Genomic DNA, 22,666 nt, shown 5'->3' with positions numbered 1-22,666 from the left:
CTTAAGCCTCTGCAGTCATGAATTTGCGGACATCAACCAGATGGCCAGCAATCGCGGCGGCGGCGACCATCGCCGGGCTCATTAAGTGTGTGCGCGCACCCGCGCCCTGGCGGCCAGGGAAATTGCGGTTGGTGCCGGACGCACAGCGATCGCCGGGCGCTAACACATCTTCGTTCATCGCCAGGCACATTGAGCAACCCGATTGACGCCATTCGAAACCGGCGTTGACGAAAATCGCGGCTAACCCTTCCGCTTCTGCTTGCTGACGCACCTGTGTCGATCCCGGCACGATAATGCCACGTACGTGCGGCGCGATTTTGTGTCCGTCGATAATCGCAGCGGCAGCGCGTAGATCTTCAATGCGGCCGTTGGTACAGGAACCAATAAAGGCATGCGTGATGGCGATCTCCGCTAACGGCGTGCCGGGTTCCAGCCCCATATATTTCAGCGCGCTCCGCAGCGTCTGCTGTTTCACCGCATCTGTTTCCTGCGCCGGATCGGGCACGTGGCCGCTAATGGCACTGGCTTGATCCGGGCTGATTCCCCATGTCACTTTGGGTTCAAGATCGCTGCAGTCGATAGCGATGCGGCTGTCGAACCGCGCGTCCGCATCGCTGCGTAAATCGCGCCACTCCGCTACGGCCTGCTGCCACAACTCGCCAGTCGGCATTTGCGGTTTGCCGGCGATATAGGCAAACACTTTTTCATCCGGCGCGATAATCGCACCGCGCGCACCGGCTTCCACTGCCATGTTGCACAGTGTCATGCGCCCTTCCATGCTCAGCGCTTCGATGGCAACACCGGCAAATTCAATGGCAAATCCGGTCGCGCCTGATGCGCCAATCTGCTCGATCAGCGCCATGATGATGTCCTTCGCCGAACACCCAAACGGCAGCTCACCGCTTACCGTCACCAGCATGGTTTTTAGGGTGCGATAAATCAGGGTTTGCGTCGCCAGCAGGTGCTCGATTTCCGAGGTGCCGATGCCGAAACCGAGCGCGCCAAACGCGCCGTAAGTGGTGGTGTGGCTGTCGCCTGCGGCAATCACCATACCGGGCATTACCAGGCCTTGCTCGTGTGCGACGACGTGTTCGATGCCTTGTCGCGGGTCAAGCACATCGAACAGTTCGATGCCAAAATGCGCGGCGTTCTGGCGGAAGTAATCGACTTGTAACTGTCCGCCCGCGTCGGTCATCGCCTCATCACGCTCGGGGCGCGTTGGGTTAACGTGATCGACATTCAGCAAAATGGTGCCCGGATTGCGCACAAGACGCTGGTGATCGCGCAGGCCGCTAAACGCCTGCGGGCTGGTGTACTCATTGAGAATCGAGCGATCGATGTAGAGCAGCACATGCCCTTCGTCATCTAACTTACGAACCACATGCTGATCGATCAGTTTTTCATACAGTGTTTTGTTAGCCATGCCGTTGCCCACGCGAAAAGTAAAACAAGTCATTAGAGATGTTAGGGTAAATCAGTTTGTGCGCGGGGAACGAACACGCTTCGTGAAGTGATGTTTTATGAAATGTGCAGTAGGTAAGTTGGTCGCCATGAATGGCAGAACATCGCGCACGCATTGTAGCGGCGCAATTGATTGCGCGATGAATCGCGCCGCTACGCAATGTGCGTAAAATAGCAGGAGTTTTATTTGACCTAAGTCGCGTCTACCGATATAAAGAATAACCGCGCAGCTTAAGCGGTTTATCTCCGATTAATTCCCCCTTCTGCTTATATTTCACGCTATTTTCTTTTTTGTAAGTTAATTAATTAACACCAATACTTTATTAACTAAAAACAAGTTAATCATTCCGTAACAATCTCTTAATGTGCAAACCGAATTTTTAACGTTCACCTGCATTGCATAATAAGTAGGACTGGAATGACTCACACCAAAAAGATCGTGTCTGCCCTATCGCTGGCAGCGCTGCTTGTCTCATCAGCGGTTCGCGCTGAAGACGCACCAGAAAAAACTGACGTTCTGCTGATTGGCGGCGGCATCATGAGCGCCTCGCTCGGCACCTGGCTGCAAGAGCTGCAACCGGGCTGGAAACAGCTGATGGTTGAGAAGCTGGACGGCGTCGCGCTGGAATCGTCCAACGGCTGGAACAACGCCGGTACGGGTCACTCTGCTAACATGGAGCTGAACTACACGCCTGAGCGTGCAGACGGTTCAATCGACGTTAGCAAAGCGCTGGAAATTAACGAATCCTTCATGATTTCGCGCCAGTTCTGGACGTCGCAGGTGCAGCGCGGTGTGTTGCACGATCCGCACTCCTTCATTAACTCTACGCCGCACATGAGCTTCGTCTGGGGCGACAAAAACGTCGAGTACCTGACGAAGCGTTACGATGCGCTACAGAAAACCACCCTGTTCCAGGGCATGAAATTCTCTACCGATCATCAGCAGATCCAGCAATGGGCACCGCTGGTGATGGAAGGTCGTGACCCGAACCAGAAAGTTGCGGCAACCTGGACGCCAGTCGGCACCGATGTAAACTACGGTGAAATCACCCGTCAGCTGATCGGTAGCCTGAAGAAAGATCAGAACTTCAAGCTGGAAACCTCGTCAGAAGTCACTGATTTCAAGCGTAACGGCGATAACTCGTGGCACGTCACTATTAAAGATGTGAAGAGCGGCGATAAGCGTTCAGTTGATGCGAAATACGTGTTCATCGGTGCTGGCGGCGGCGCGATTAAGCTGCTGCAGAAAACCGGCATTCCGGAAGCAGATAACTACGGCGGCTTCCCGGTCGGCGGTTCGTTCCTGATGACCGAGAACCCAGAGATCGCTAATCGTCACCTGGAAAAAGTGTACGGTCAGGCTTCCGTAGGTGCGCCACCGATGTCGGTTCCACACATCGATTCACGTACCCTCGACGGTAAGAAAGTGGTGCTGTTTGGACCTTTCGCCACCTTCTCCACCAAGTACCTGAAAAACGGTTCGCTGTTCGATCTGCTGAGCGCGACCACCACCAGCAACATCATGCCGATGACGCATGTGGGCATCGACAACTTCGACCTGGTGAAATACCTGATTGGTCAGGTGATGCTGAATGACGACGACCGTTTTGCTGCGCTGAAAGAGTACTATCCAAACGCGCGTAAAGAGGACTGGAAACTGATTCAGGCAGGTCAACGTGTGCAGATCATCAAGAAAGATGCCGAAAAAGGTGGCTTGCTGAAACTGGGTACCGAAATCGTGACCGATCAGCAGAAAACCCTGGCGGCACTGTTGGGCGCGTCACCGGGCGCATCGACTGCTGCACCAATCACCCTCGACGTGATGAAAAAGCTGTTCCCAGAGCAGTTCGCTTCGCCAGAGTGGCAGCAGAAGATCCGCGCTATCGTGCCAAGCTTCGGTCAGAAGCTGAACGGCAACACCGCGCTGACGCAGCAAGTTTGGGACAACACCGCAGCGACGCTGCTGTTGACCAAGCCGCCGGTCATCAACATGGGTGATCAGACGGTTGCACCAACGCAGGCTAAGCCGCGTACTGAATCAGGCAAACAGGATATGGCGCTGTAATTCCCGCCAGAAGTGAATCAAGCCGGACACTGTCCGGCTTTTTTATTGTCTTTTCTAGGGGCGCCATTAACGGCGATCTCACGGAGATTTTTACGACTTTTTATAATCGGTGTAGGCGTTTTGTAAAACCACATGGTCGGCAATATATTTGGCATCGTGCCATACGCCATAAATAAACGATGATGCGCGATTCACCAGATTGGGCAAGCCAAGGAAGTAAATACCCCGTTCGGCGGAAATACCGCGTTTATGGAACGGCGCACCATTAGCATCAAAGGCATCCACTTTCAGCCAACTAAAATCAAATTTAAAACCGGTGGCCCAGATAATGCTGGTAATACCTGCGGCCTGTAGATCCAGTTCTGATAATGGATTAATTAAACATTCTGGATCTGGCAATAATTCCCATGCTTGCGGCTCGGGCGGTAAATCCAGGCCATTACGTTCAATATAGGCATCGGCATCACGCAGTACGTCGAAATACGCTTTGTCGCCTTCCGCAATATTGTCCATTATCCCCTCAGCAAAGCTCAGCACGCCGTTATCCCAGGTTTTGGTGATCCCCACCAACGTAATGCCCATGTGCGCCAGTCGGCGAAAATCGACCGTTTTGCCACCTTCATAACCACTCACGGCAAAAGCAACGTGCTGTTTCTTCGGCTTGATTTTGACTTCATCCCACAAGCCCAGCGCGCCCAGCCACCAGCAATAATCGCGGTCACGATAGGAACGTGGCGGACGGTAATGTTCGCCGATGGAGAGTGTCACTTCACGGCCAGATTTACGCAACTCTTCCGCAATTTGTGAGCCTGAAGCACCAGCGCCCACCACCAGCACGCCGCCCTGCGGCAGCTGCTGCGGATTTTTATACGCCGATGAATGGATTTGATGCAGCGCAGCGCTTTCCGGCACGATCTGCGGGAAAGCGGGTTTCTGGAAAGGACCGGTAGCCGCCACCACATTGTCAGCTTCAAATTCACCGGCCGACGTCAGTATCTTAAAACCGCTACGTTCTGGTAGACGCTCAACCGAATGGACTTCCACGCCGGTGCGCACCGGCGCATCGAGCATTTTTACGTAGTCTTCGAAATATTGCGCCATCCGCTCTTTCGGTGGGAACGCTTCCTGGGAAATATTATCGAATTTCATTGAAGGAAAACGATCGTGCCAGGCTGGGCCATTGGCCACCAATGAATCCCAACGTTCTGAACGCCAGCGTTCAGCAATACGGCTACGCTCTAACACCACATGTGGCACGCCCATTAACGACAGATGTTCACTCATCGCAATACCTGCCTGACCCGCTCCGACCACCACGGTATTAATTTTTTCTACTGACATGTGAGATCCCTAAAGATGATCGACCCCGATCTTTTCATGGAAAAGAGTAATCAGGTGCCGGATGACTACTATTCAGATTAATAAATGCTGTGCTATTCAATAAGCACAGCATTCCGTGCGAATACATTAATGCCCTGCTTCGACGTTCAATATTCTCCCCAAGCCTAAAAACTTATTCGCGATAATTAACATCGTCGCAGTTACGGCAATATAAATAACCGACAGTGCAGCCAGCGTTGGGTCGGCAAATTCACGCACATAGTTGTACATTGCCACTGGTAAGGTCTGCGTCGCTTGCGTGGTGATAAACAGCGAAGCGGTAAATTCGTTGAAGGAGAGAATTGCGGCAAATAACCAACCGCCAAACAAGCCCGGCAAAATCAACGGCACGGTTATGGTCCATACCACGCGCAACGGCGAAGCGCCGAGGCTTGCAGCCGCCATTTCAATACGTTGCTCAAGGTTTTTCAGCGACACATACACGCTGCGCAGCACAAACGGCAGCACCAGCACGACATGGCAGAAGATCACCAGTGAATAACCGCGTCCAATGCCCAACTGCGAGACCAGCATCAGTAAGCCGAGGCCAATGGTGAAGTGCGGAATAAAAAGCGGTGACAACAGCACGCCTTCCAGCACCTGTTTACAGGGGAAAGTGTAACGTTCAATGGCAATCGCCAGCGTGGCGCCAATAATTACCGCCAGCGTTGAGGCCCACGCCGTCACAATCAATCCCGAATAAAAGCCGTGGCGGAAGTCATCGTAGTTCACTGCACGCTCAAACCAACGCAGCGACCAGCCTTTCGGTGGGAAGAACAGCACCGAGGTGCTGCTGAAGGAAGAGATCAACACCACAATGGTTGGCAGCAACACGAACAACAAAATCGCAATCACCAGCGAGCGTCCCGCCAGGGTAATCAATTTATCATTGAGGGATCGGGTCATATCAGTGGTCTCCCATCGCATGGAGGAAGCGGCTCATACGTTTCAGCGCCATCAGCAGCAGAATGGTCAAAATCAAACCGGCAATGCTGAGCGCAGCGGCAAACGGAAAATTCATTGAAGAGAAGCCCAGTTGATACACCATGGTAGCCACGGTGCTGACGCGTCCACCACCAATGAGCTGCGGCGTAGCGAAGGCGCTGAACGTCCAGGCAAACGCGGTGGTCAGGCTGGAAACGATACCGGGAATCGACAACGGAATGGTCACCGTCATCAAGGTGCGAATCGGCCCTGCCCCCAGACTGGTGGCGGCTTTCTCATAATCAGGATTGATGTGCGACAGCGCAGTCGCCAGCATCATCACCATGATTGGCATGGTCACGTGCACCAGCGCGACTACCACGCCGGTTTGGGTAAACATAAACTGGATCGGCTTGTTTATCAGACCCATCGCCAGCAGCAAGCTATTGAGGAAGCCGCTATTACCCAGCACGATGATCCACGAATATGTCCGTACCACTTCGCCGAGAAACAGCGGCGTAATGGCGATAATCAAGATGGTGGATTTGATCCAGGTAGTGCGCGTTCTCACCAGCGCATACGCCAGCGGATAACTCATCAGCAGCCCAAAAATCGCCGTTTTCGCACTGAGCATCACCGTGTTGATAAACGCATCGGCATAGATTTTCTTGAATAGACCGTTAAAGTTCGCCAGCGTGAATCCGCCTACATCAAGCGATCCTGGAATATAGGCCCGCACGCTAAACTGCATCACGGCAAACATGGCCACCACCAGCCCAAGCGCCGTGAACGTGGCGGGGATAATGAACCAGGGTAAGAATGTCGGTTTTTTCGTCATAGACGTTGCTGCCTGAATAAAGTGTTGCGACTCATCGGGCGGCCAATCGGCCGCCGCTATTTGTCAATGTGACATGATGTTTTCAGAGAACCACTGACGCCACTCGGCGGTTTTCTCCGCGCGCAGTTGCGGATCGGTGTTGATGGTGGCATTCCACTGCTCAGGCGTGGTCAGCATGCCAGGCAGCTTCGCCAGTTCTGGATCGATATGCGCATTGGTCACCGTTGGGCTGCCGCGATAAATTTTCGCCACTTCCTGCTGGATTTCCGGTTTCAGCGCAATATTTATGAACTTGTAGGCCAGTTCCGCATGTTTGCTGCCTTTATTGATACCGACGGTATCGACGCCCAAAATCGCGCCCTCTTTTGGCACTGCCAGCTTAATGTTGACGCCTTCTGCAATCATGCTGTAGGCGTTCATCGACAGCATCACCTGTACCGGCGTTTCGCCCGTGGAGATCAGCTGCTGGCTGTTGGCATCATCGGTATAGAAGGATTTGATGTTCGGGATCAGCGCTTTCAGCCTGGACTGGCCTTGTTCCCAATGCGCTGCATCCGAGCCAGAAAGTTTGGCGGACACCGCGATGATATGGCTCGGATCCCAATCTGGCAGCGCAATCGAGCTCTTCAGCTCAGGACGCCACAGATCGTTCCAGCTGGTAAATTCTTCGCCCTTCGGCACTAAATCTGGACGGTAGCCGATGGTGTAAACGTAGCCCCACACGCCAAGGTGATACGGGCTGACTTTGGCCTGCTGTACCAGATTCACTGCGTTAGGGATTTTGCTCATGTCGAGCTTTTCAAACAGGCCGCTATTGGCATACAGATAACCGACATGCGCGGTGGTAAAGGTGACGTCAGTTTCCGGCGAACCGCCCGCCAGCTTGGCTTTGTTCAAACGATCGATGGTGCCGCCGGTGACGAACTGCACTTCTACGCCAGTTTCTTTGGTGAACTCTTTGGCGATAGTTTGATCAATCAGATCCTTAAAGCTGCCACCCCAGGTGCTGACAATCAGCTTATCTGCGGCCACTGCATTCCCTGCGCTCAATACACACGTGGTCAATAACGTTAAGGCACCCATCTTACGCAACATATTCTTGTCCCCAATGAATGAAATGGCTGTTGTCGCTGCTTTGCACCACCGTCTGGTCCATCGCGTCGCAATGCTCTAAAACAGTGCGAAGGCGGCTCTCGGGTGTTGAAGCGATAATGCCGTTGCGGTGAGATTGGGTAAAACAGCATTTCCCTCGCTGTTGCATCAGGATTTCTGAGGCTAAAAAAGTGGCCTGCTTAACAAGGATTTTCTGAAGCAGGAGTGAGGCAGACGCGAATGGTCGCTGGCGCAAGGACAGGTGATTATGCTGTGAGTCGGAATTTGGCATGAGAAATGCTTGAGTTGAATCGACCATATTAGAATGACTGACGCGACATGATCGTGTCAGCGATCTCAGGAGAACCTGCATGCTCAGTCGCATCACCCAGCGTCAGCTGGAATATTTTGTCGCTTCCGGTGAAGCGGGCAGCATTATTGGCGCCTCGGAGCGTATTCACGTCTCCTCTCCGTCAATTTCCGCCGCCATCACCCACATTGAGTCTGAGCTTGGCGTGCAGCTGTTTGTGCGTCACCATGCCCAGGGCGTTTCACTCACCGCAATCGGCCACCAGGTATTAAAAGAGGCCAAACTGATCCTCGAACAGATGTCGAACCTTTACACCATTGCATCGGAATCAATGAACAACGTACGCGGCCCGCTGCGTGTTGGTTGCCTCGATACGTTAGCGCCAATGTTGACGCCGGAATTGGTGTTTGGCTTCGGCCGCGCCTTTCCCGGCGTGCGTATCTCGCTGGTGGAAGGTAATCATGAGTTGCTGCTAAAACAGCTGCGCTCAGCGGATATCGATATCGCCCTCACCTATGATTTGGTGCCCGCCAGCGATGTGACTTTCCAGTCGCTGGCGCAACTGCCGCCCTACGTGATGGTGGGTGAGCATCATCCGTTCGCCACACAATCCGCGGTTTCGATGCAGGATCTGGCTGCAGCGCCGATGGTGCTGCTGGATATGCCGTGGAGTCGTGAATATTTTCTTGGCTTGTTCAGCGAAGCCGGGGTGACGCCGAATGTGGTGATGCGATCCAGTAGTATGGAAACGGTGCGCGCGATGGTGGCCAACGGTGTCGGCTTTGGTATCGCTAACGTACGACCTAAAGCGCATTTGTCGCAGGATGGTAAACGCTTGATTCGCGTGCGGTTGGCGGGGGTTAACAAGGCGATGCAGTTGGGTTATGCCACCATGGCGCAGGTACAGCAATCCAGGGTGGTAAGCGCTTTTGCCGAGCGTTGCCGCATGTTTATTTCCGACCAATACATTCCCGGCATGGCGGCTCCGAGTTATTTCGATCCGCAAGTGGTGCGAGTAGCGTGAGATCCCTGGTCGCCATGAATGGCGACCAACGGTTAATACCCCTGCTGCGGGAAGACCTGATGCAATACCGCTTCGCCGCGTGCGGCGCGCTGGATATTCGCGGCGACCTGCGATGCCGCGCTGGCCGGAATGGCAACCGAAGCCAGATGCGGCGTGATCAATACATTATCCATACCCCACAGCGCATCTTCGGGCGGCAACGGTTCGCGGTCAAACACATCCAGCGTCGCCTCGGCGATCTGTCCACGCTGCAACGCCTGCGTTAACGCCGCCTGATCAACAATCGCTCCGCGCGACACATTGATAAACGCGCAGCCGTGCGGTAACCGTGCCAGTCGTTCAGCACTCAGTAAGCCCTGGGTTTGCGGCGTGAGCGGCAGCATCACTACCAAAATATCGCTGCCGGCGAGGAAAGCATCCAACGCGTCTATTCCGCTGCTACAGGTAATGCCATCAATGGTTTTCTGCGATCGTGACCAGCCGCGCACATCCAATCCTTGTCGCGCCAGCTCCAGCGCGGCGTGCGCGCCCAATTCACCCAATCCCAGCACGCCAACGCGCACGGTCTCCGGCGAACGCGGATGCAGGTAATGCCAGCGTCGTTCACGTTGTGCCCGCTCAAAAGCCGGAATGTCACGCACATAACGCAGCACGGCAAACAGCACGAAGCTGGCCATCATCCGCGCCATATGCGGATCAGACAAACGAACAATGGGAATATCCGGTAAATCATCGCGCCCGACCAGCGAATCAACGCCCGCGCCCAGATTTATAAGCAGTTTCAGCTTGCGATAAGGGGCGAAAAAACCGTGCGGCGGCTTCCACACCAGCGCGAAATGCACCTCATCATCGTTTTGCACCTCTTCCGCCCGACAAAGCGTTACGCCCGGCAGATGCGGTGCGAGCAACGCTGACCACTGTTCAAAACTGTCGAACTCGCTGTAAAAGACTAAAATACTCATGCCGCATTCGCCTTGATCAACTCAACTACCGCATCTATTGCCAGTTCGTAACCAATCACGCCCAAGCCTGCAATCACGCCAGTGGCGGCTTTTGATACCAGTGAATGATGGCGGAACGGCTCGCGTTTCCAAATGTTACTCATATGCGCTTCGATGATCGGGCCATCAAACATTAGCAATGCATCGAGAATCGGCACCGAACTGTAGGTTAAACCGGCGGCGTTAATGATCAATCCGGCAGCCTGCTGACGCGCTTCCTGAATCCAGTCAACCAGCACGCCTTCGTGATTGCTTTGGCGAAATTGCAGTGCGATGTTGTGTGATGCTGCCCGGCGCTGGCAGCGTTCATCAATGCTGGCAAAGCTTTCGCTGCCGTAAGTGCCGTTCTTGTCCATGCCGTACAGATTAGCGTTCGGGCCGTTAAGGAAAAAAATCTGCTGTGTCATCTGAGCTCCTGAGTCACTGTGCAGTTGTCGCCCGAAAGGGTGACCGAATGACGATTAATGGCGATCAATGCGGGCGCGTGGCGGCCATCGCGGGATGGGTGTCGAACAGGACGAACCACGCGGCAGTCAGCGGATGGTTTGCCCGCCAGTTAAGAGCATCGAAGCGGAAATCGAGATAACCGAGCGCGCAGCCGATGGCAATCAAACCCACGTCATCAGGCTGCGTACTAAAACCCGCAACCTGACACTCAATTTCCCGTAGCGCCGCATGGACTTTTTTCAGCTGAGCATCGGCCCAGCCTTGCCACTGCTTTTCCAATGGGCGGGCACTGAACTCGTAACGCGCCAGCAAGGCGGCATCGATCAAACCGTCGCCTAACGCCTGGCGCGACAAACTCAACCAGCGCGCATCACCCTGTGACGGGATTAAGTCGCCCTTCGCGCGGGCATTGAGGTATTCGCAAATCACGCGGCTGTCGTACAGACATGCCCCTTGTTCGGTTCGCAGTGCGGGCACTTTGGCTAACGGATTAACGAGGGCGATGCGCTCATCACGTTCAATCGGATGCGCCGCCGAATCCAGAAGCTCAATCTCATTCGTGAGCCCTAGACAATGCGCAGTCACCATCACTTTGCGCACATAGGCAGAGGTGGTGGCGTAAAACAGTTGCATCATGCCAACGCTCCCTGCTGATCCACGCTCAGCAACACTTTGCCAATGTTGGCGTTGGCCTCAAGGATTCGATGTGCATCCGCCGCCTGCGCCAGCGGCAAAATTTGATGCAGCGTGGGGACGATTTTGCCTGCTACGATCAGCGGCAGCAGATGTTTGCGGATGCACGTCGCCAGGCGCGCCTTTTCAGCAGCGCTTTTGGGGCGCAGCGTGGAAGAGGTCAAACTCAATCCTTTACGCATCACCAATTGCAGATCGAGTTCGATCTTCGCGCCCTGCATAAATGACAAGCTCACATGACGTCCGCCTTGCGCTAATACACTAAGATTACGCGCCACGTAATCACCACCCACGTTATCCAGCACCACATCCACGCCTTGCCCTGCGGTTTCCGCTGCAATCACCGCGACAAAATCCTCTTTATGACGATCAATGGCGCGCCAGACGCCAAGCTGTTGCAGCGCCGCAGTTTTGTTGGCACCGCCTGCGGTGGCCACCACACGTGCACCACAGGCGTGCGCACATTGGGTGGCAAAGGTGCCAACACCGCTGGCGGCACCGTGAATCAGCACGGTTTCACCGGGGGCTAAGCGGCCCAGCTCAAACAGGTTGTGCCACACAGTAAATGCCGCTTCGGGGATGCCCGCTGCATGCGCCAACGGCAGATTATCGGGCACCGGTAAACACAACTCAGCGCGCGCCACGCAATAGTCGGCATAACCGCCACCGTTCAGCAGCGCCATTACCGCGTCGCCGATGGTGAAACCACTAGCCCCTGCACCTAACGCCACCACGTTACCTGCTACTTCCAGACCGAACACATCTGAGCTGCCCGGTGGGATTGGCATGCCGTTACGCTGCATAATGTCAGGACGATTAACACCCGCGCTGGCGACGCGAATCAATACCTCACCCGCCGCAGGTTGTGGCACGGTACGTTCTACCAACGTTAACACCTCTGCGCCGCCCGGCTGGCGGGCAATTACCGCGTTCATCATTTCAGGCAACATCGGATCTTATCCTTGCTTAGCGGCGGTAAAGGCGCACACGCCTTCATCATCAAAGGTGATGCCCACTACGCTACCCACTGGCCAGCGGGTTAGGGATTCCAGACCCGACTGGCGCGCAAACAGCGAGGCGCTGCCGAGCGCTGGCACATCAAGATGCACATCAACGTGATCGCCCTGAAACACATGGGTGATCACCGTGGCGCTCAGGAAACAGTGCGAAGAGAGCGGCCCCAATTGAATGTTTTCCGGACGCACATACACATCGAGTCGCTCGCCAACGCTCGCCTGCACGCGCTCTGCCGGCAGACGCAGCGCGTTGCCGCCCAGCTCAAGCACCGCAGCGTGATCGCGCCCGGCATAACGTCCAGGCAAGATGTTGACGTCACCGACAAAGCCCGCCACAAAAGGATCGCGCGGCTGGCGATAGATTTCATCCGGTTTACCGATTTGGCGCACATGCCCCGCTGACATCACCACCACACGATCGCTCATGCTAAGCGCTTCGCCCTGATCGTGGGTGACAAACACCGTGGTGACGCCTAACTTGCGCTGGATGGCTTTCAGTTCGACCTGCATCGATAAACGCAGATTCTTGTCCAGCGCGGAAAATGGTTCATCCAGCAACAAGACTTTTGGACGGATCACCAGCGCACGCGCCAGTGCCACACGCTGCTGTTGTCCGCCGGAGAGTTCACGCGGTTTGCGATGGCCGTAACCCGCCAGTTTGACCAACGCTAATGCTTGCTCAACGCGCTCCGCGATTTCGGCCTTTGGCACCCCGCGCATACGCAGACCATAACCCACATTTTTTTCCACCGTCATATGCGGAAACAGCGCGTAGTTCTGGAACACGATGCCGATTTCACGCTGGTAAGGGGGGATTTCCGTGACCAATTCGCCATCAATAAAAATCTCGCCGCCATCAGCTTCAGCAAAACCGGCCATCAAATTGAGCAACGTGGTTTTGCCGCAGCCCGAGGGGCCGAGCAGGGTAATAAATTCCCCTTCCTCAATAGTCAGGGAAATTTTGTGCAGTGCGATAGCGTCGCCAAACTTCTTCAGCACGCCATCCAACTGTACGGCGATGTTGCTGCTTTTCACTGCGGGGTGCGGCATATCGGGCTGTGGGAATCGGGTGATTTCTGCACTAACCATGAACTCTCCAAAGCAATTGGTGTGACGTTGTCACAGTAATTATTGACTCATCCATGCGGCTAAGCGCTGCAACATGGCGTCACAGGCATCCAACTGAGCGATGCTGATGAATTCGTCGGGTTTATGACCTTGCGCCATGCTGCCAGGCCCACAAATGACACTGGGAATACCGGCCTGGTGGAACAAGCCGCCTTCGGTGCCAAAGGCTACCGTGCTGAAGTTGCTGGATTGAGTGAGATAGGCGATCAATCGCGCAGCGTCACTTTGCGCATCGGTTAATAACCCGGGGTAGCCACTGATAGGATAAAAACGGATCGCGCTATCCACTGCGACTGCCTGCATACGCGGCACCAGCTCTGATTGCGCGAAGGTCTCGATCTCAGCGGCAACGGCTTGCGCGTCATGCTGGGGCAAGGTGCGCACTTCAAAATCAAAGACGCATTCAGCGGGCACGATGTTCAATACGGTGCCGCCACGAATAATGCCGGTTTGCACCGTCGTAAAAGGGGGATCGAAACGTGTGTCATGTTGTTCAGTCTGCGCCAGGCGCTCGCCGATCGCCGTTAATTGGTGAACTAGCTGCGCAGCATATTCGATGGCATTGACCCCCTGCGGCGCATAGGCAGAATGGCAAGCCGCGCCCTTCACTTCGCAGCGCACACCCAGTTTTCCCTTATGACCGAGCACCGGTTGCAATTCGGTGGGTTCACCAATCAGGCAGATTGACGGCTTTTCCGGGCGCTGCGACAGCGCTTCCAGCAAGGTGCGCACGCCCAGGCAGCCGACCTCTTCGTCATAGGAGATTGCCAGATGCAGCGGCTGCTTTAGCGGCTGTGCCAGAAAATGGGGCACTGCCGCCAGCATGCAGGCGATGTAACCTTTCATATCAGCGGTGCCGCGCCCGTATAACTTGCCGTCACGTTCGGTGAGCGCGAACGGTGGCACGCTCCAGTTTTGTCCCTCCACCGGCACCACATCGCTGTGGCCGGAGAGCATCACGCCGCCATCGCCAGCGGGTCCAAGACGTGCATACAAATTGGCTTTACTGCGTTCCGCGTTGTGAATTAGCTCACCGCTAACACCCAAATCATTCAGGTAACGCCAGACGAAATCGATCAATGCCAGGTTGGATTCACGGCTGGTGGTGTCAAACGCCACCAGCTTTTCAAGCAGTTGTCGGCTGGTAAACATGGAAATTCCTACTCGTCGCCCGGCACGCCATAACGGGGTGCCTGCGTTGGATCAATGGCGCGCGTCACGTAATCGTTCATTTGCGGTTGATAAGCCAGCCACAGCTGGTCGAGTTCGCTAATTGGATCGCCATCCGTCCAGTCAACACGCAGATCGACAATCGGCCATACCTGATCATCAACGATCGACAAGGCAGAAGAGTGCACCGGCCCCGCTTCCCCGCCCGCCTGCATGCCCGCTTGCATCGCCGCCATTAAGCGCTCGGCTAAATGACCTGAATGCTGTTCGAAGGCGCTTACCATCGCCGGAATTACCTCAGGATTAGCCAGCAGATTGCCCGCCGCAACACAGTGATGACCGGTTTGCGCGTTATGAATGCCCAGCGTTTTGTCACCGCTAAAGCAGGCCGTTTGGCCATCGGCGGCTAACACCGTCACCTGGCGATAAAAGGAATAGTCGTCGCTGGCGAGTCCGGCTTTGAGCGCGGCTTCTGCGCTGTCGCCTTGTTGCAGGCGATCAAGAATGCGCGGGCCTAGCGCGGGTAAGGTAATGTTCTGGGTTGATACTGCGCCCACTGCCGCGCGAAGCCATGGGCAACGTGCGCCTACCGCAATGCTGGATGAGCTAATGGCAATGCCGATTTGACCGGTTGCGTCGCAGCGTCCCACAATGGATAACGTCATCGTCTCGCGCCTCTTATTCCGCTTGCCAGTCGTCAGGAATAACCGCGATCACATCGATTTCCATCAACCATTGCGGCTGACCTAAACCGGAAATCACCAAACCGGTGGAGATCGGGAACACACCTTTCAGCCATTTGCCGACCACCTGATACACCGGCTCGCGATAGCGGGGATCAATGATGTAAGTGGTGGTTTTAACGATATGCGATAAATCGCTGCCCGCTTCTTCCAGTAGCTGTTTAACGTTTTTCATCGCCTGTTCGGCTTGAGCGGCGGGATCGCCTAATCCTACCAGGTTGCCCGCAAAGTCGGTGCCAATCTGCCCACGGACATACACGGTATTGCCTGCGCGCACCGCCTGACAGAGATCGTTATCCAGTGCCTGATTGGGATAGGTTTCTTTGGTGTTGAATTTACGGATGCGAGTATGTGTGGTCATGCTGGCCTGCTCTGCGAAAAAAGGGTTTCGCAAGGTATACCCTCCTACGCCTGGCAGCGAAAACAGCATTAACCGAGGTGTTGCTTTGAAAAATCCGAAGGAGCTAACGGTGATGATTTTTAGCATTAAATTGTGAACATCATCACCTGCCGACTAACCGGCGTTTACCGGACGTGCGTTCTGAGGTTTACCACCCTGCTTATTCCCCTAACTCTCAGATAAGGATATAAAAATGTTTGCAAAGCAGTATGAGGTGGATGAAAAGCATATCGATTTTCAGGGCGTGGTCGATGGCCTTTATTATCCGTTTTATATGGAGTGGACGCGCCACGCTTATATGCGTGAAGCTTTAGGTATCGATATTGAAGAAGAGTTTAAACAGGGCAAAATTACGCGCCCGCACCGGATTGCGGTGCGGGGGGAACCCGTTTTCCCCTCAGCCTGTTGATAGAGAAATAAATTTCCACATAACATCAGTGACTAAATGAGTGGAATCAGAAACCCCAGTTTTTCATCACTGAGGGTGATGCGGTCCCGGCCCAACTGATTCACGCATAATTAATTCCCCGGCAAAGGTTTTGTCGTTGCGCATTTCGCCGCCATCCAGCATGGAAATCAGGCGTTCAATGGTTTCCTGAATCATCTCGGTTACCGGCATTTTCACGCTGGATAACGCCGGAATGGTAAACGGCGCTAGCGGGATGTCATCGAAACCGATCACTGCCACTTGTGCAGGCACCGCAATCTGCGCGGCCGCCAGCGCTTTGAGCGCGCCCACCGCCATATCATCGTTACTGGCCACCAGCGCCGTGAAATTTCTGCCCTGCTTCAGTAACTGTTGCACCGCTGTCATGCCGTTTTGCGCCTGCCATTTTCCTTCGACCACCAGCGCATCTTCAACGGCAATGCCATGTTTGGTCAGCGCCGCGTGGTAACCCGCCAGACGTTCGCGGCCGGTCGGCGAATCCAGTGAACCGGTGATAAAGGCGATGTCGCGATGGCCCAGCGCAATCAGCTGCTCCACCGCTGCGCTGCTGCTGCGCTGTTGATCCGAGTAAATGCAGTAACTGTCGTGCTGACGCAGACGGCGGTTGATCACCAATATCGGGTGTTTATGCTGCGCAATGATGCTGTCCATTTCATCGGTGGTGAGAAAACGCGGATAGATGATCACGCCATCGCAGCGCAAATCGAGCAGGAACTGAATGGCCGCACGCTCCTCTTCGGCGCTGTGTTTACCATCCACCAGCAACAACTGACGTCCCTGCTGTTCCATCAGGCGCGCAGAGTGCTGCATCAACTCGCTGAAGTAGCTGCCGGTGTAAAGGGTATTGGTGATCACTAGCCCAATCGTCTGGCTGGATTTGGTCGCCAGATTGCGCGCCAGCAAGTTAGGACGGAAATCAGTAGCGGCAATCGCCTGATACACCTTCTCGCGTTTTTCCTGGCTGACATAGCCGTTGCCAGACAGCACACGCGATACAGTCGCTTTGGATACGCCTGCTACTTTTGCCACCTCGATTATCGTCACCATGATTCACTCTTTTTCCATACTCATTGCAGCAGTGTACCTAAGCCTCGAAACAGGCGGCAATTTTTCTGCCATTACCGCATAGCCGTCCAGTTAGTCAAAGCGATCAACTTCACACTTTCCACTATCAAATTTTAAAGTTCTTGCCTGGATTGGATTGCATCTTCATGATTTTATGAAACCGGTTTCTCATGATTAAAAATCACGCAGAAACCGTTGTACCCCTACCAAATAATCAGAGATTAAAAATCCATGGCTAAAAATTATGCGGATGTCTCGCGCGCCATCGTGTCTGCGCTCGGCGGCCTGAACAATATTGAAGCGGTGACGCACTGCATGACGCGCCTGCGTTTCGTGGTGAAAGACAGCGCCAGCATTGATAACGCCACACTGAAAGCCATTCCCGGCGTGATGGGCGTGGTGCACACCGACACGCAGTGTCAGGTGATCATTGGTAACAACGTGAACCTCGCCTATCAGGAAGTATTAAAGCTCGGCACGCCGAACAGCGAAGGCGCCGCGCCAGTGAAACGCAAAATCACCTTGCGCAGCATCGGTGCCGGTATTCTTGATGCGCTGGTGGGCACCATGTCACCGTTGATCCCGGCGATTATTGGTGGCTCGATGGTAAAGCTGTTGGCGATGGTACTGGAGATGAGCGGCGTGCTGGAGAAAGGCTCTTCCACACTGATCATCCTCAACGTGATAGGTGACGGCGCGTTCTTCTTCCTGCCGATTATGGTGGCCGCCTCCGCCGCGCTGAAATTCAAAACCAACATGTCGCTGGCGATTGCCATCGCGGGTGTGCTGGTGCATCCCAACTTTGTCGATTTAATGGCGAAAGCCGCACAAGGCCAGGCGGTGGAATTTGCTTACATTCCGGTGACGGCGGTGAAGTACACCTACACGGTTATTCCGGCGTTAGTGATGACGTGGATTCTGTCGCATATCGAATACTGGGTTGATCGCATCACGCCTGCGGTTACCAAGAACTTCCTCAAGCCGATGCTGATTGTGCTGGTGGCCGCGCCGATTGCCATTGTGCTGATTGGACCGCTCGGCATCTGGATTGGTAGCGGCATTTCCGCGCTGGTCTACACCATTCACGGCTATCTTGGCTGGTTATCGGTGGCGATTATGGGCGCGCTGTGGCCGCTGCTGGTGATGACCGGGATGCATCGGGTGTTTACCCCCACCATCATTCAAACCATCGCCGAAACCGGCAAAGAAGGCATGGTGATGCCGTCGGAGATCGGGGCCAACCTGTCGCTGGGCGGTTCTTCGCTGGCGGTGGCATTCAAAACCAAGAACCCTGAACTGCGTCAAACCGCGTTTGCAGCGGCGGCATCGGCGATTGTCGCGGGCATTTCTGAACCGGCGCTGTATGGCGTGGCGGTCAGGTTGAAACGTCCGCTGATCGCCAGCCTGATCAGCGGCTTTATCTGCGGCGCAGTGGCCGGGATTGGTGGGCTTGCCAGCCATTCAATGGCCTCACCAGGCTTGTTCACCAGCGTACAGTTTTTCGATCCCACCAATCCGATGAGCATCGTGTGGGTCGCTGGCGTGATGGTGCTGTCGGTGGTGCTCTCCTTCATTCTGACGTTGATTCTCGGCTTTGAAGATATCCCGGTCACCGAGCCCGCACAGCCAAAGCCGGTGACGGATGATGCCAACCCCGCCAACGTTAATTTATCCAAGGTGTAAAAGAGGTTTTTATGTCTGAAGTGACATTTCCAGAGGGATTTTTGTGGGGCGGCGCGTTAGCCGCTAATCAGTCAGAGGGGAGCTATCTGGCGGGTGGTAAAGGTTTAACCACGGTGGATATGATCCCCCACGGCGCGCATCGCATGCCGGTAAAGTTGGGCCAGGAAAAGCGCTTCGAACTGCGCAGCGATGAGTATTACCCAAGCCATGACGCCATCGATTTTTACCGTCGCTATAAAGACGATATCGCGCTGATGGCAGAAATGGGTTTTACCGTGTTTCGTACCTCGATTGCCTGGAGCCGTATTTATCCGCAAGGCGATGAATTGACGCCTAACGCGGAAGGCATCGCGTTCTATCGCAGCCTGTTTGAAGAGTGCCAGAAATATGGCATCACGCCGCTGGTGACGCTGTGCCACTTCGATGTACCGATGCATTTGGTGACCGAATACGGTTCGTGGCGCAATCGCAAAATGATCGAATTTTTCAGCCGCTATGCGCGCACCTGCTTTGAAGAATTTAACGGTCTGGTGAAGTATTGGCTGACCTTTAACGAGATCAATATCCTGCTGCACAGCCCGTTTTCCGGCGCAGGTTTGGTGTTTGAACCTGGCGAAAACCCGGAGCAGGTGAAGTATCAGGCGGCGCATCACGAGCTGGTGGCAAGCGCGCTGGTGACCAAAATCGCCCATGAAATTAACCCGGAAAACCAGGTCGGCTGCATGCTGGCGGGTGGCAACTTCTATCCGTGGTCATGTAAGCCTGAGGATGTATGGGCCGCGCTGGAGAAGGATCGCGAAAACCTGTTCTTTATCGATGTGCAGGCGCGCGGCGCTTATCCTTCGTATGCCGCGCGGGTATTCCGCGAGAAAGGCGTGGAGATTGCGATGGAAGCGGAAGATGCCGCTACGCTGCGTCACACCGTTGATTTCGTCTCCTTCAGCTATTACGCCTCACGCTGCGCCTCGGCAGAGATGAACGAGCAAAACAGCAGCGCCGCCAACGTGGTGAAATCGCTGACCAATCCGCATGTGAAACGCAGCGATTGGGGCTGGGGCATCGATCCACTCGGTCTGCGTATCACCATGAACATGATGTATGACCGCTACCAGAAGCCGCTGTTTCTGGTGGAAAACGGCCTCGGCGCGCACGATGAAATCAATGCCGACGGCGAGATTAACGACGATTATCGCATCAGCTATCTGAAAGAGCATATTCAGGCGATGGGCGAAGCGATTGCCGATGGTATTCCGCTGATCGGTTATACCACGTGGGGCTGCATCGATTTGGTGGCGGCCTCGACCGGCGAAATGAGTAAGCGTTATGGGTTTGTTTATGTCGATCGTGATGACAAAGGCAACGGCAGCATGGAACGCATCCGAAAAAAATCATTCTGGTGGTACAAGCAAGTGATCGCCAGCAATGGGCGGAATCTGGAGGCGCTGTAAATAAGTGGTCGCCATGAATGGCGTAATGCCGATCAGTTAAGCGCCGTTTCAAATCACCGCACCTTCCGTAGCGGCGCGATTTATCGCGCAATGAATTGCGCCGCTACAATGTGTGCTCTCAGTAATGAGGGGTTTTCATGTCTTAACTGACGAGCATTACTCCATGGATGGCGACCCTACTTAATGATTGGCCACGCTTGTTGCGGGAAAAGATAGAGCCGGATACTGAACAGATGGAACAGCGGCGTCAGCACCCTTTCGTCGTGCTTCGCCAGTTGTTCCAGCTTCAGCAACAGTAAATCCAGCTCCTCCTGCAAACCCGCATGCGGTGGGGTTTGCAGTGACTTCAGGCGGCGTTTGAGAAACAGCGCCAGCTCATGAAACATCTGTCCACTATCCAGATGATATTGCTGCAGCAACTCTTTGTGGCGCGCGTAGTAATCAAAACTGTTCACGCCCAGCCACACTTCCTTGAGCAACATGCCGGCTGAACGCATATCGGGATGCGGATCGAGCCTTAAGCGCGGCAACACCACATTCACTTTATCCAGCATCAGGCTGATAAAACGTTGCCGTCCCAGCAGTGACGAACCGTTTCGTTCGGTCTCTTTGATAAAGCGCAATAGCTCGCGCAGACCTTGTCGCACGGCGCGGCGCGCGGTCCATGATGGGCGTTTGTTACGCATGATGGCGGTGATGATTACCGCAAACATCACGCCCGCCATGGTGGCAATCGCGTTATTGATTAGCAGCACCAAATCAGGTTTTAAATGGTGGCCGAGGCCGATAAAGCCGGGGATCTGAATCGCTACGCTCAGGCCTATCATGTTGGTCGAGGGCCGCGCGATCATCAGCGCCAGAATCATCAGTCCGGGTGCAAGACAAATCATCAGCGCTTCAAACGAGGTGGCTTGCGGCAGCAGCAGCGCCACATAAATTACGCTGATAATGATCGCCACGATTACGCCACGTACAAACAGCTTCATCGAGGTCAGCGGCGTATCCTGGCTGGCGAGCAATGAGCAGAGAATCGCCGCCATCACCGGTGCCGATGCGCCATCACGCCAGCCCGTTCCCATCCACAGTAAGCAGGAACCGAAGGTGGCACAGAACGCGGTTAACGCCGAAAGCCGAATTAACCCTTTATCAAAAAAGCGGTGCGTGCGTTTGCCGCGCGCCAGTGTAGTGTCGCCCGACAGGTCGCTTACCAATCCACCAACGCTTTGATAGGCCCCGGCAATACGGACAAAATCCGCCAGCCGTTCCATTAATCCGGTAAAAAGCAGCCAGTTTTCAGTAGGCAATTCGCCGTTTTGCCAGGCGAGGTTAAGTTCAGCCTGACAAGTGCTTAACGTCTGCTGGATGCCGCTGGTTTCCCCTACCGCTTCACCATCATTGAGCCACTGTAGAAACAGCTGAAAGGTTTGCGCCACGTTTTCCGGAAAGGCGATTTGCAGTATCGAGAGCCGCTGCAGGCGCATCTCGATAGCCGTGAGAGTCGGGATCAAATAGGAGAGATGTTGATACTGCACGCTAACCAGGCGAATCAGTCTCCGCGCGGCGTCACCTTCATAAACGCAGTGGGTGATCAGCACTTCCACCTGCTGCGGATGCGTTGCCATGCGGATCAGAATATCGTCACGCTCGGGCGAACTGTCGCTGGGAATGCCGGAAAGCAAATCGCTGCACAGTTTGCGCGCGTTGAGATACCAGTGGCTGACACTCTGCTCCAGCAGACTGCGCATCGATACCGGAAACAACAGCGCATGCACAAGGCTGCTGCAGACGATGCCGAGCGTGATCTCTTCTATACGCGAAATCACCGTGCTGGTGATCGACAGCGGCGTGGTGACTTCCGGAAAACCCATGATCGCCGCGCTGTAACCGGCCAGCATAAACACGTAACTCTTCGGCGTGCGGTCGTGCAGTGACAGATAGAGGCAAACGCTGACCCATAACGAAATGCAGAAACAGAACAGCAGCGGATGCTGAACGGTCGGCGGAAAGATAAAGAAGACGAATACGCCGCCCAATAGTGTCCCCAGCAGACGGAACACCGATTTGGAAATGGTTGAGGCGGAATAGAGCTGTGATGCGAGCAATACCGTGGTCACCGCCCACGCCGGTTTATCCAGATTCAGTTCGAGTGCGAAATAGAGTGCCAGAAAGGCGGCCAGACAGGTTTTTACAGCAAAAAAAACGGCGTTTTTTGAAAACCACTGCATGACACGGTGACCAGGATGTACTGAATGTTGCGTATCCTGCCAGAATGTGAAAAAGCCTCACCTCGATAAATATGTCGAATTATTTCGTAATCGAAAACCATGTTC

Annotated in this window: 20 protein-coding genes and 1 pseudogene; 5 read left to right on the top strand and 16 right to left on the bottom strand. The window is 54.5% G+C overall.

The features are described from left to right. Position 1 precedes the first annotated feature (1 nt). Positions 2–1,423 (bottom strand): 3-isopropylmalate dehydratase large subunit, encoded by a 1,422-nt coding sequence (gene leuC, locus ACFQW4_RS01160; protein WP_377723270.1) that lies wholly within the window; start codon positions 1,421–1,423, stop codon positions 2–4. A gap of 456 nt (positions 1,424–1,879) precedes the next feature. Between leuC and mqo the strand changes: the two genes are divergently transcribed. Continuing rightward, positions 1,880–3,526, top strand: coding sequence for a malate dehydrogenase (quinone) (gene mqo / locus ACFQW4_RS01155; RefSeq protein WP_110866851.1), 1,647 nt, complete (start codon positions 1,880–1,882; stop codon positions 3,524–3,526). A 90-nt stretch (positions 3,527–3,616) separates the two neighbouring features. On the opposite strand, the gene ACFQW4_RS01150 is transcribed toward mqo, so the two are convergent. From ACFQW4_RS01150 to ACFQW4_RS01130, 5 genes are all read right to left on the bottom strand, one after another. Then, a complete protein-coding gene (locus ACFQW4_RS01150; RefSeq protein WP_217548293.1) occupies positions 3,617–4,867 on the bottom strand; it encodes an NAD(P)/FAD-dependent oxidoreductase in 1,251 nt (416 codons plus the stop codon). A 126-nt stretch (positions 4,868–4,993) separates the two neighbouring features. Next, the gene (locus ACFQW4_RS01145) at positions 4,994–5,812 is read right to left on the bottom strand and encodes an ABC transporter permease (protein WP_192234783.1); all 819 of its coding nucleotides are present in this window, start codon (positions 5,810–5,812) and stop codon (positions 4,994–4,996) included. Position 5,813: 1 nt separating this feature from the next. Further along, entirely contained in the window at positions 5,814–6,668 is an 855-nt protein-coding gene (locus ACFQW4_RS01140) for an ABC transporter permease (protein ID WP_192234781.1), read from the bottom strand. A 63-nt stretch (positions 6,669–6,731) separates the two neighbouring features. Next, on the bottom strand, positions 6,732–7,763 hold the full coding sequence (locus tag ACFQW4_RS01135; protein WP_192413067.1) for a polyamine ABC transporter substrate-binding protein: 1,032 nt from the start codon (positions 7,761–7,763) through the stop codon (positions 6,732–6,734). Beyond that, a complete protein-coding gene (locus ACFQW4_RS01130; RefSeq protein ID WP_350262060.1) occupies positions 7,753–8,052 on the bottom strand; it encodes a hypothetical protein in 300 nt (99 codons plus the stop codon). The genes ACFQW4_RS01135 and ACFQW4_RS01130 overlap by 11 nt, the downstream gene beginning before the upstream one ends. 79 nt (positions 8,053–8,131) lie before the next feature. On the opposite strand from ACFQW4_RS01130, the gene ACFQW4_RS01125 reads away from it, so the two are divergent. Next, positions 8,132–9,094, top strand: coding sequence for a LysR substrate-binding domain-containing protein (locus ACFQW4_RS01125; protein ID WP_101761546.1), 963 nt, complete (start codon positions 8,132–8,134; stop codon positions 9,092–9,094). A gap of 32 nt (positions 9,095–9,126) precedes the next feature. Here the strand turns inward: ACFQW4_RS01125 and ACFQW4_RS01120 are convergent, their stop codons facing one another. The 8 genes from ACFQW4_RS01120 to ACFQW4_RS01085 form a co-directional block, all read right to left on the bottom strand. Next, positions 9,127–10,056 (bottom strand): 2-hydroxyacid dehydrogenase, encoded by a 930-nt coding sequence (locus ACFQW4_RS01120; protein ID WP_377723265.1) that lies wholly within the window; start codon positions 10,054–10,056, stop codon positions 9,127–9,129. Continuing rightward, the gene (locus tag ACFQW4_RS01115) at positions 10,053–10,502 is read right to left on the bottom strand and encodes a type II 3-dehydroquinate dehydratase (protein ID WP_377723264.1); all 450 of its coding nucleotides are present in this window, start codon (positions 10,500–10,502) and stop codon (positions 10,053–10,055) included. Before ACFQW4_RS01115 ends, ACFQW4_RS01120 begins: the two co-directional genes overlap by 4 nt. Positions 10,503–10,566: 64 nt before the next feature. After that, complete coding sequence (locus tag ACFQW4_RS01110) at positions 10,567–11,178, bottom strand: glutathione S-transferase family protein (RefSeq protein WP_377723261.1); 612 nt, start codon at positions 11,176–11,178, stop codon at positions 10,567–10,569. After that, positions 11,175–12,185: an NAD(P)H-quinone oxidoreductase gene (locus ACFQW4_RS01105; RefSeq protein WP_377723259.1), complete on the bottom strand. Its 1,011-nt coding sequence runs from the start codon at positions 12,183–12,185 to the stop codon at positions 11,175–11,177. The genes ACFQW4_RS01110 and ACFQW4_RS01105 overlap by 4 nt, the downstream gene beginning before the upstream one ends. 6 nt (positions 12,186–12,191) lie before the next feature. After that, positions 12,192–13,340 (bottom strand): ABC transporter ATP-binding protein, encoded by a 1,149-nt coding sequence (locus ACFQW4_RS01100; RefSeq protein WP_377723257.1) that lies wholly within the window; start codon positions 13,338–13,340, stop codon positions 12,192–12,194. A 39-nt stretch (positions 13,341–13,379) separates the two neighbouring features. After that, complete coding sequence (argE, locus tag ACFQW4_RS01095) at positions 13,380–14,531, bottom strand: acetylornithine deacetylase (RefSeq protein WP_377723255.1); 1,152 nt, start codon at positions 14,529–14,531, stop codon at positions 13,380–13,382. An 8-nt stretch (positions 14,532–14,539) separates the two neighbouring features. Further along, the gene (locus ACFQW4_RS01090) at positions 14,540–15,214 is read right to left on the bottom strand and encodes a DUF1028 domain-containing protein (protein ID WP_377723253.1); all 675 of its coding nucleotides are present in this window, start codon (positions 15,212–15,214) and stop codon (positions 14,540–14,542) included. Positions 15,215–15,227: 13 nt separating this feature from the next. Then, positions 15,228–15,653 carry a RidA family protein gene (locus tag ACFQW4_RS01085; RefSeq protein ID WP_008106850.1) on the bottom strand — a complete coding sequence of 142 codons (426 nt, stop codon included), beginning with the start codon at positions 15,651–15,653 and terminating at the stop codon, positions 15,228–15,230. Between the two features lie 232 nt (positions 15,654–15,885). Here ACFQW4_RS01085 and ACFQW4_RS01080 point away from each other — a divergent pair. Next, positions 15,886–16,044 (top strand): annotated as a pseudogene (locus tag ACFQW4_RS01080) (acyl-CoA thioesterase); the annotation flags it as partial. 123 nt (positions 16,045–16,167) lie between these two features. Here ACFQW4_RS01080 and ACFQW4_RS01075 read toward each other — a convergent pair. Further along, a complete protein-coding gene (locus ACFQW4_RS01075) occupies positions 16,168–17,187 on the bottom strand; it encodes a LacI family DNA-binding transcriptional regulator (protein ID WP_377723251.1) in 1,020 nt (339 codons plus the stop codon). Positions 17,188–17,436: 249 nt separating this feature from the next. Here ACFQW4_RS01075 and ascF point away from each other — a divergent pair, with 249 nt between their 5' ends. Together ascF and ACFQW4_RS01065 are read left to right on the top strand one after the other, a co-directional pair. Beyond that, on the top strand, positions 17,437–18,888 hold the full coding sequence (ascF, locus tag ACFQW4_RS01070; protein ID WP_377723249.1) for a PTS cellobiose/arbutin/salicin transporter subunit IIBC: 1,452 nt from the start codon (positions 17,437–17,439) through the stop codon (positions 18,886–18,888). An 11-nt stretch (positions 18,889–18,899) separates the two neighbouring features. Beyond that, on the top strand, positions 18,900–20,336 hold the full coding sequence (locus ACFQW4_RS01065) for a 6-phospho-beta-glucosidase (protein WP_377723247.1): 1,437 nt from the start codon (positions 18,900–18,902) through the stop codon (positions 20,334–20,336). A 176-nt stretch (positions 20,337–20,512) separates the two neighbouring features. On the opposite strand, the gene ACFQW4_RS01060 is transcribed toward ACFQW4_RS01065, so the two are convergent. Further along, positions 20,513–22,561, bottom strand: a complete 2,049-nt coding sequence (locus ACFQW4_RS01060) for an FUSC family protein (protein WP_377723245.1) — start codon at positions 22,559–22,561, stop codon at positions 20,513–20,515. Between the last annotated feature and the right edge of the window lie 105 nt (positions 22,562–22,666).

Origin of the sequence: Pantoea sp. GCM10028869 (assembly GCF_042666835.1) — a bacterium.
Classification (GTDB): Bacteria; Pseudomonadota; Gammaproteobacteria; order Enterobacterales; family Enterobacteriaceae; genus Pantoea; species Pantoea leporis.
This window is presented reverse-complemented; position numbering and strand designations above follow the sequence as displayed.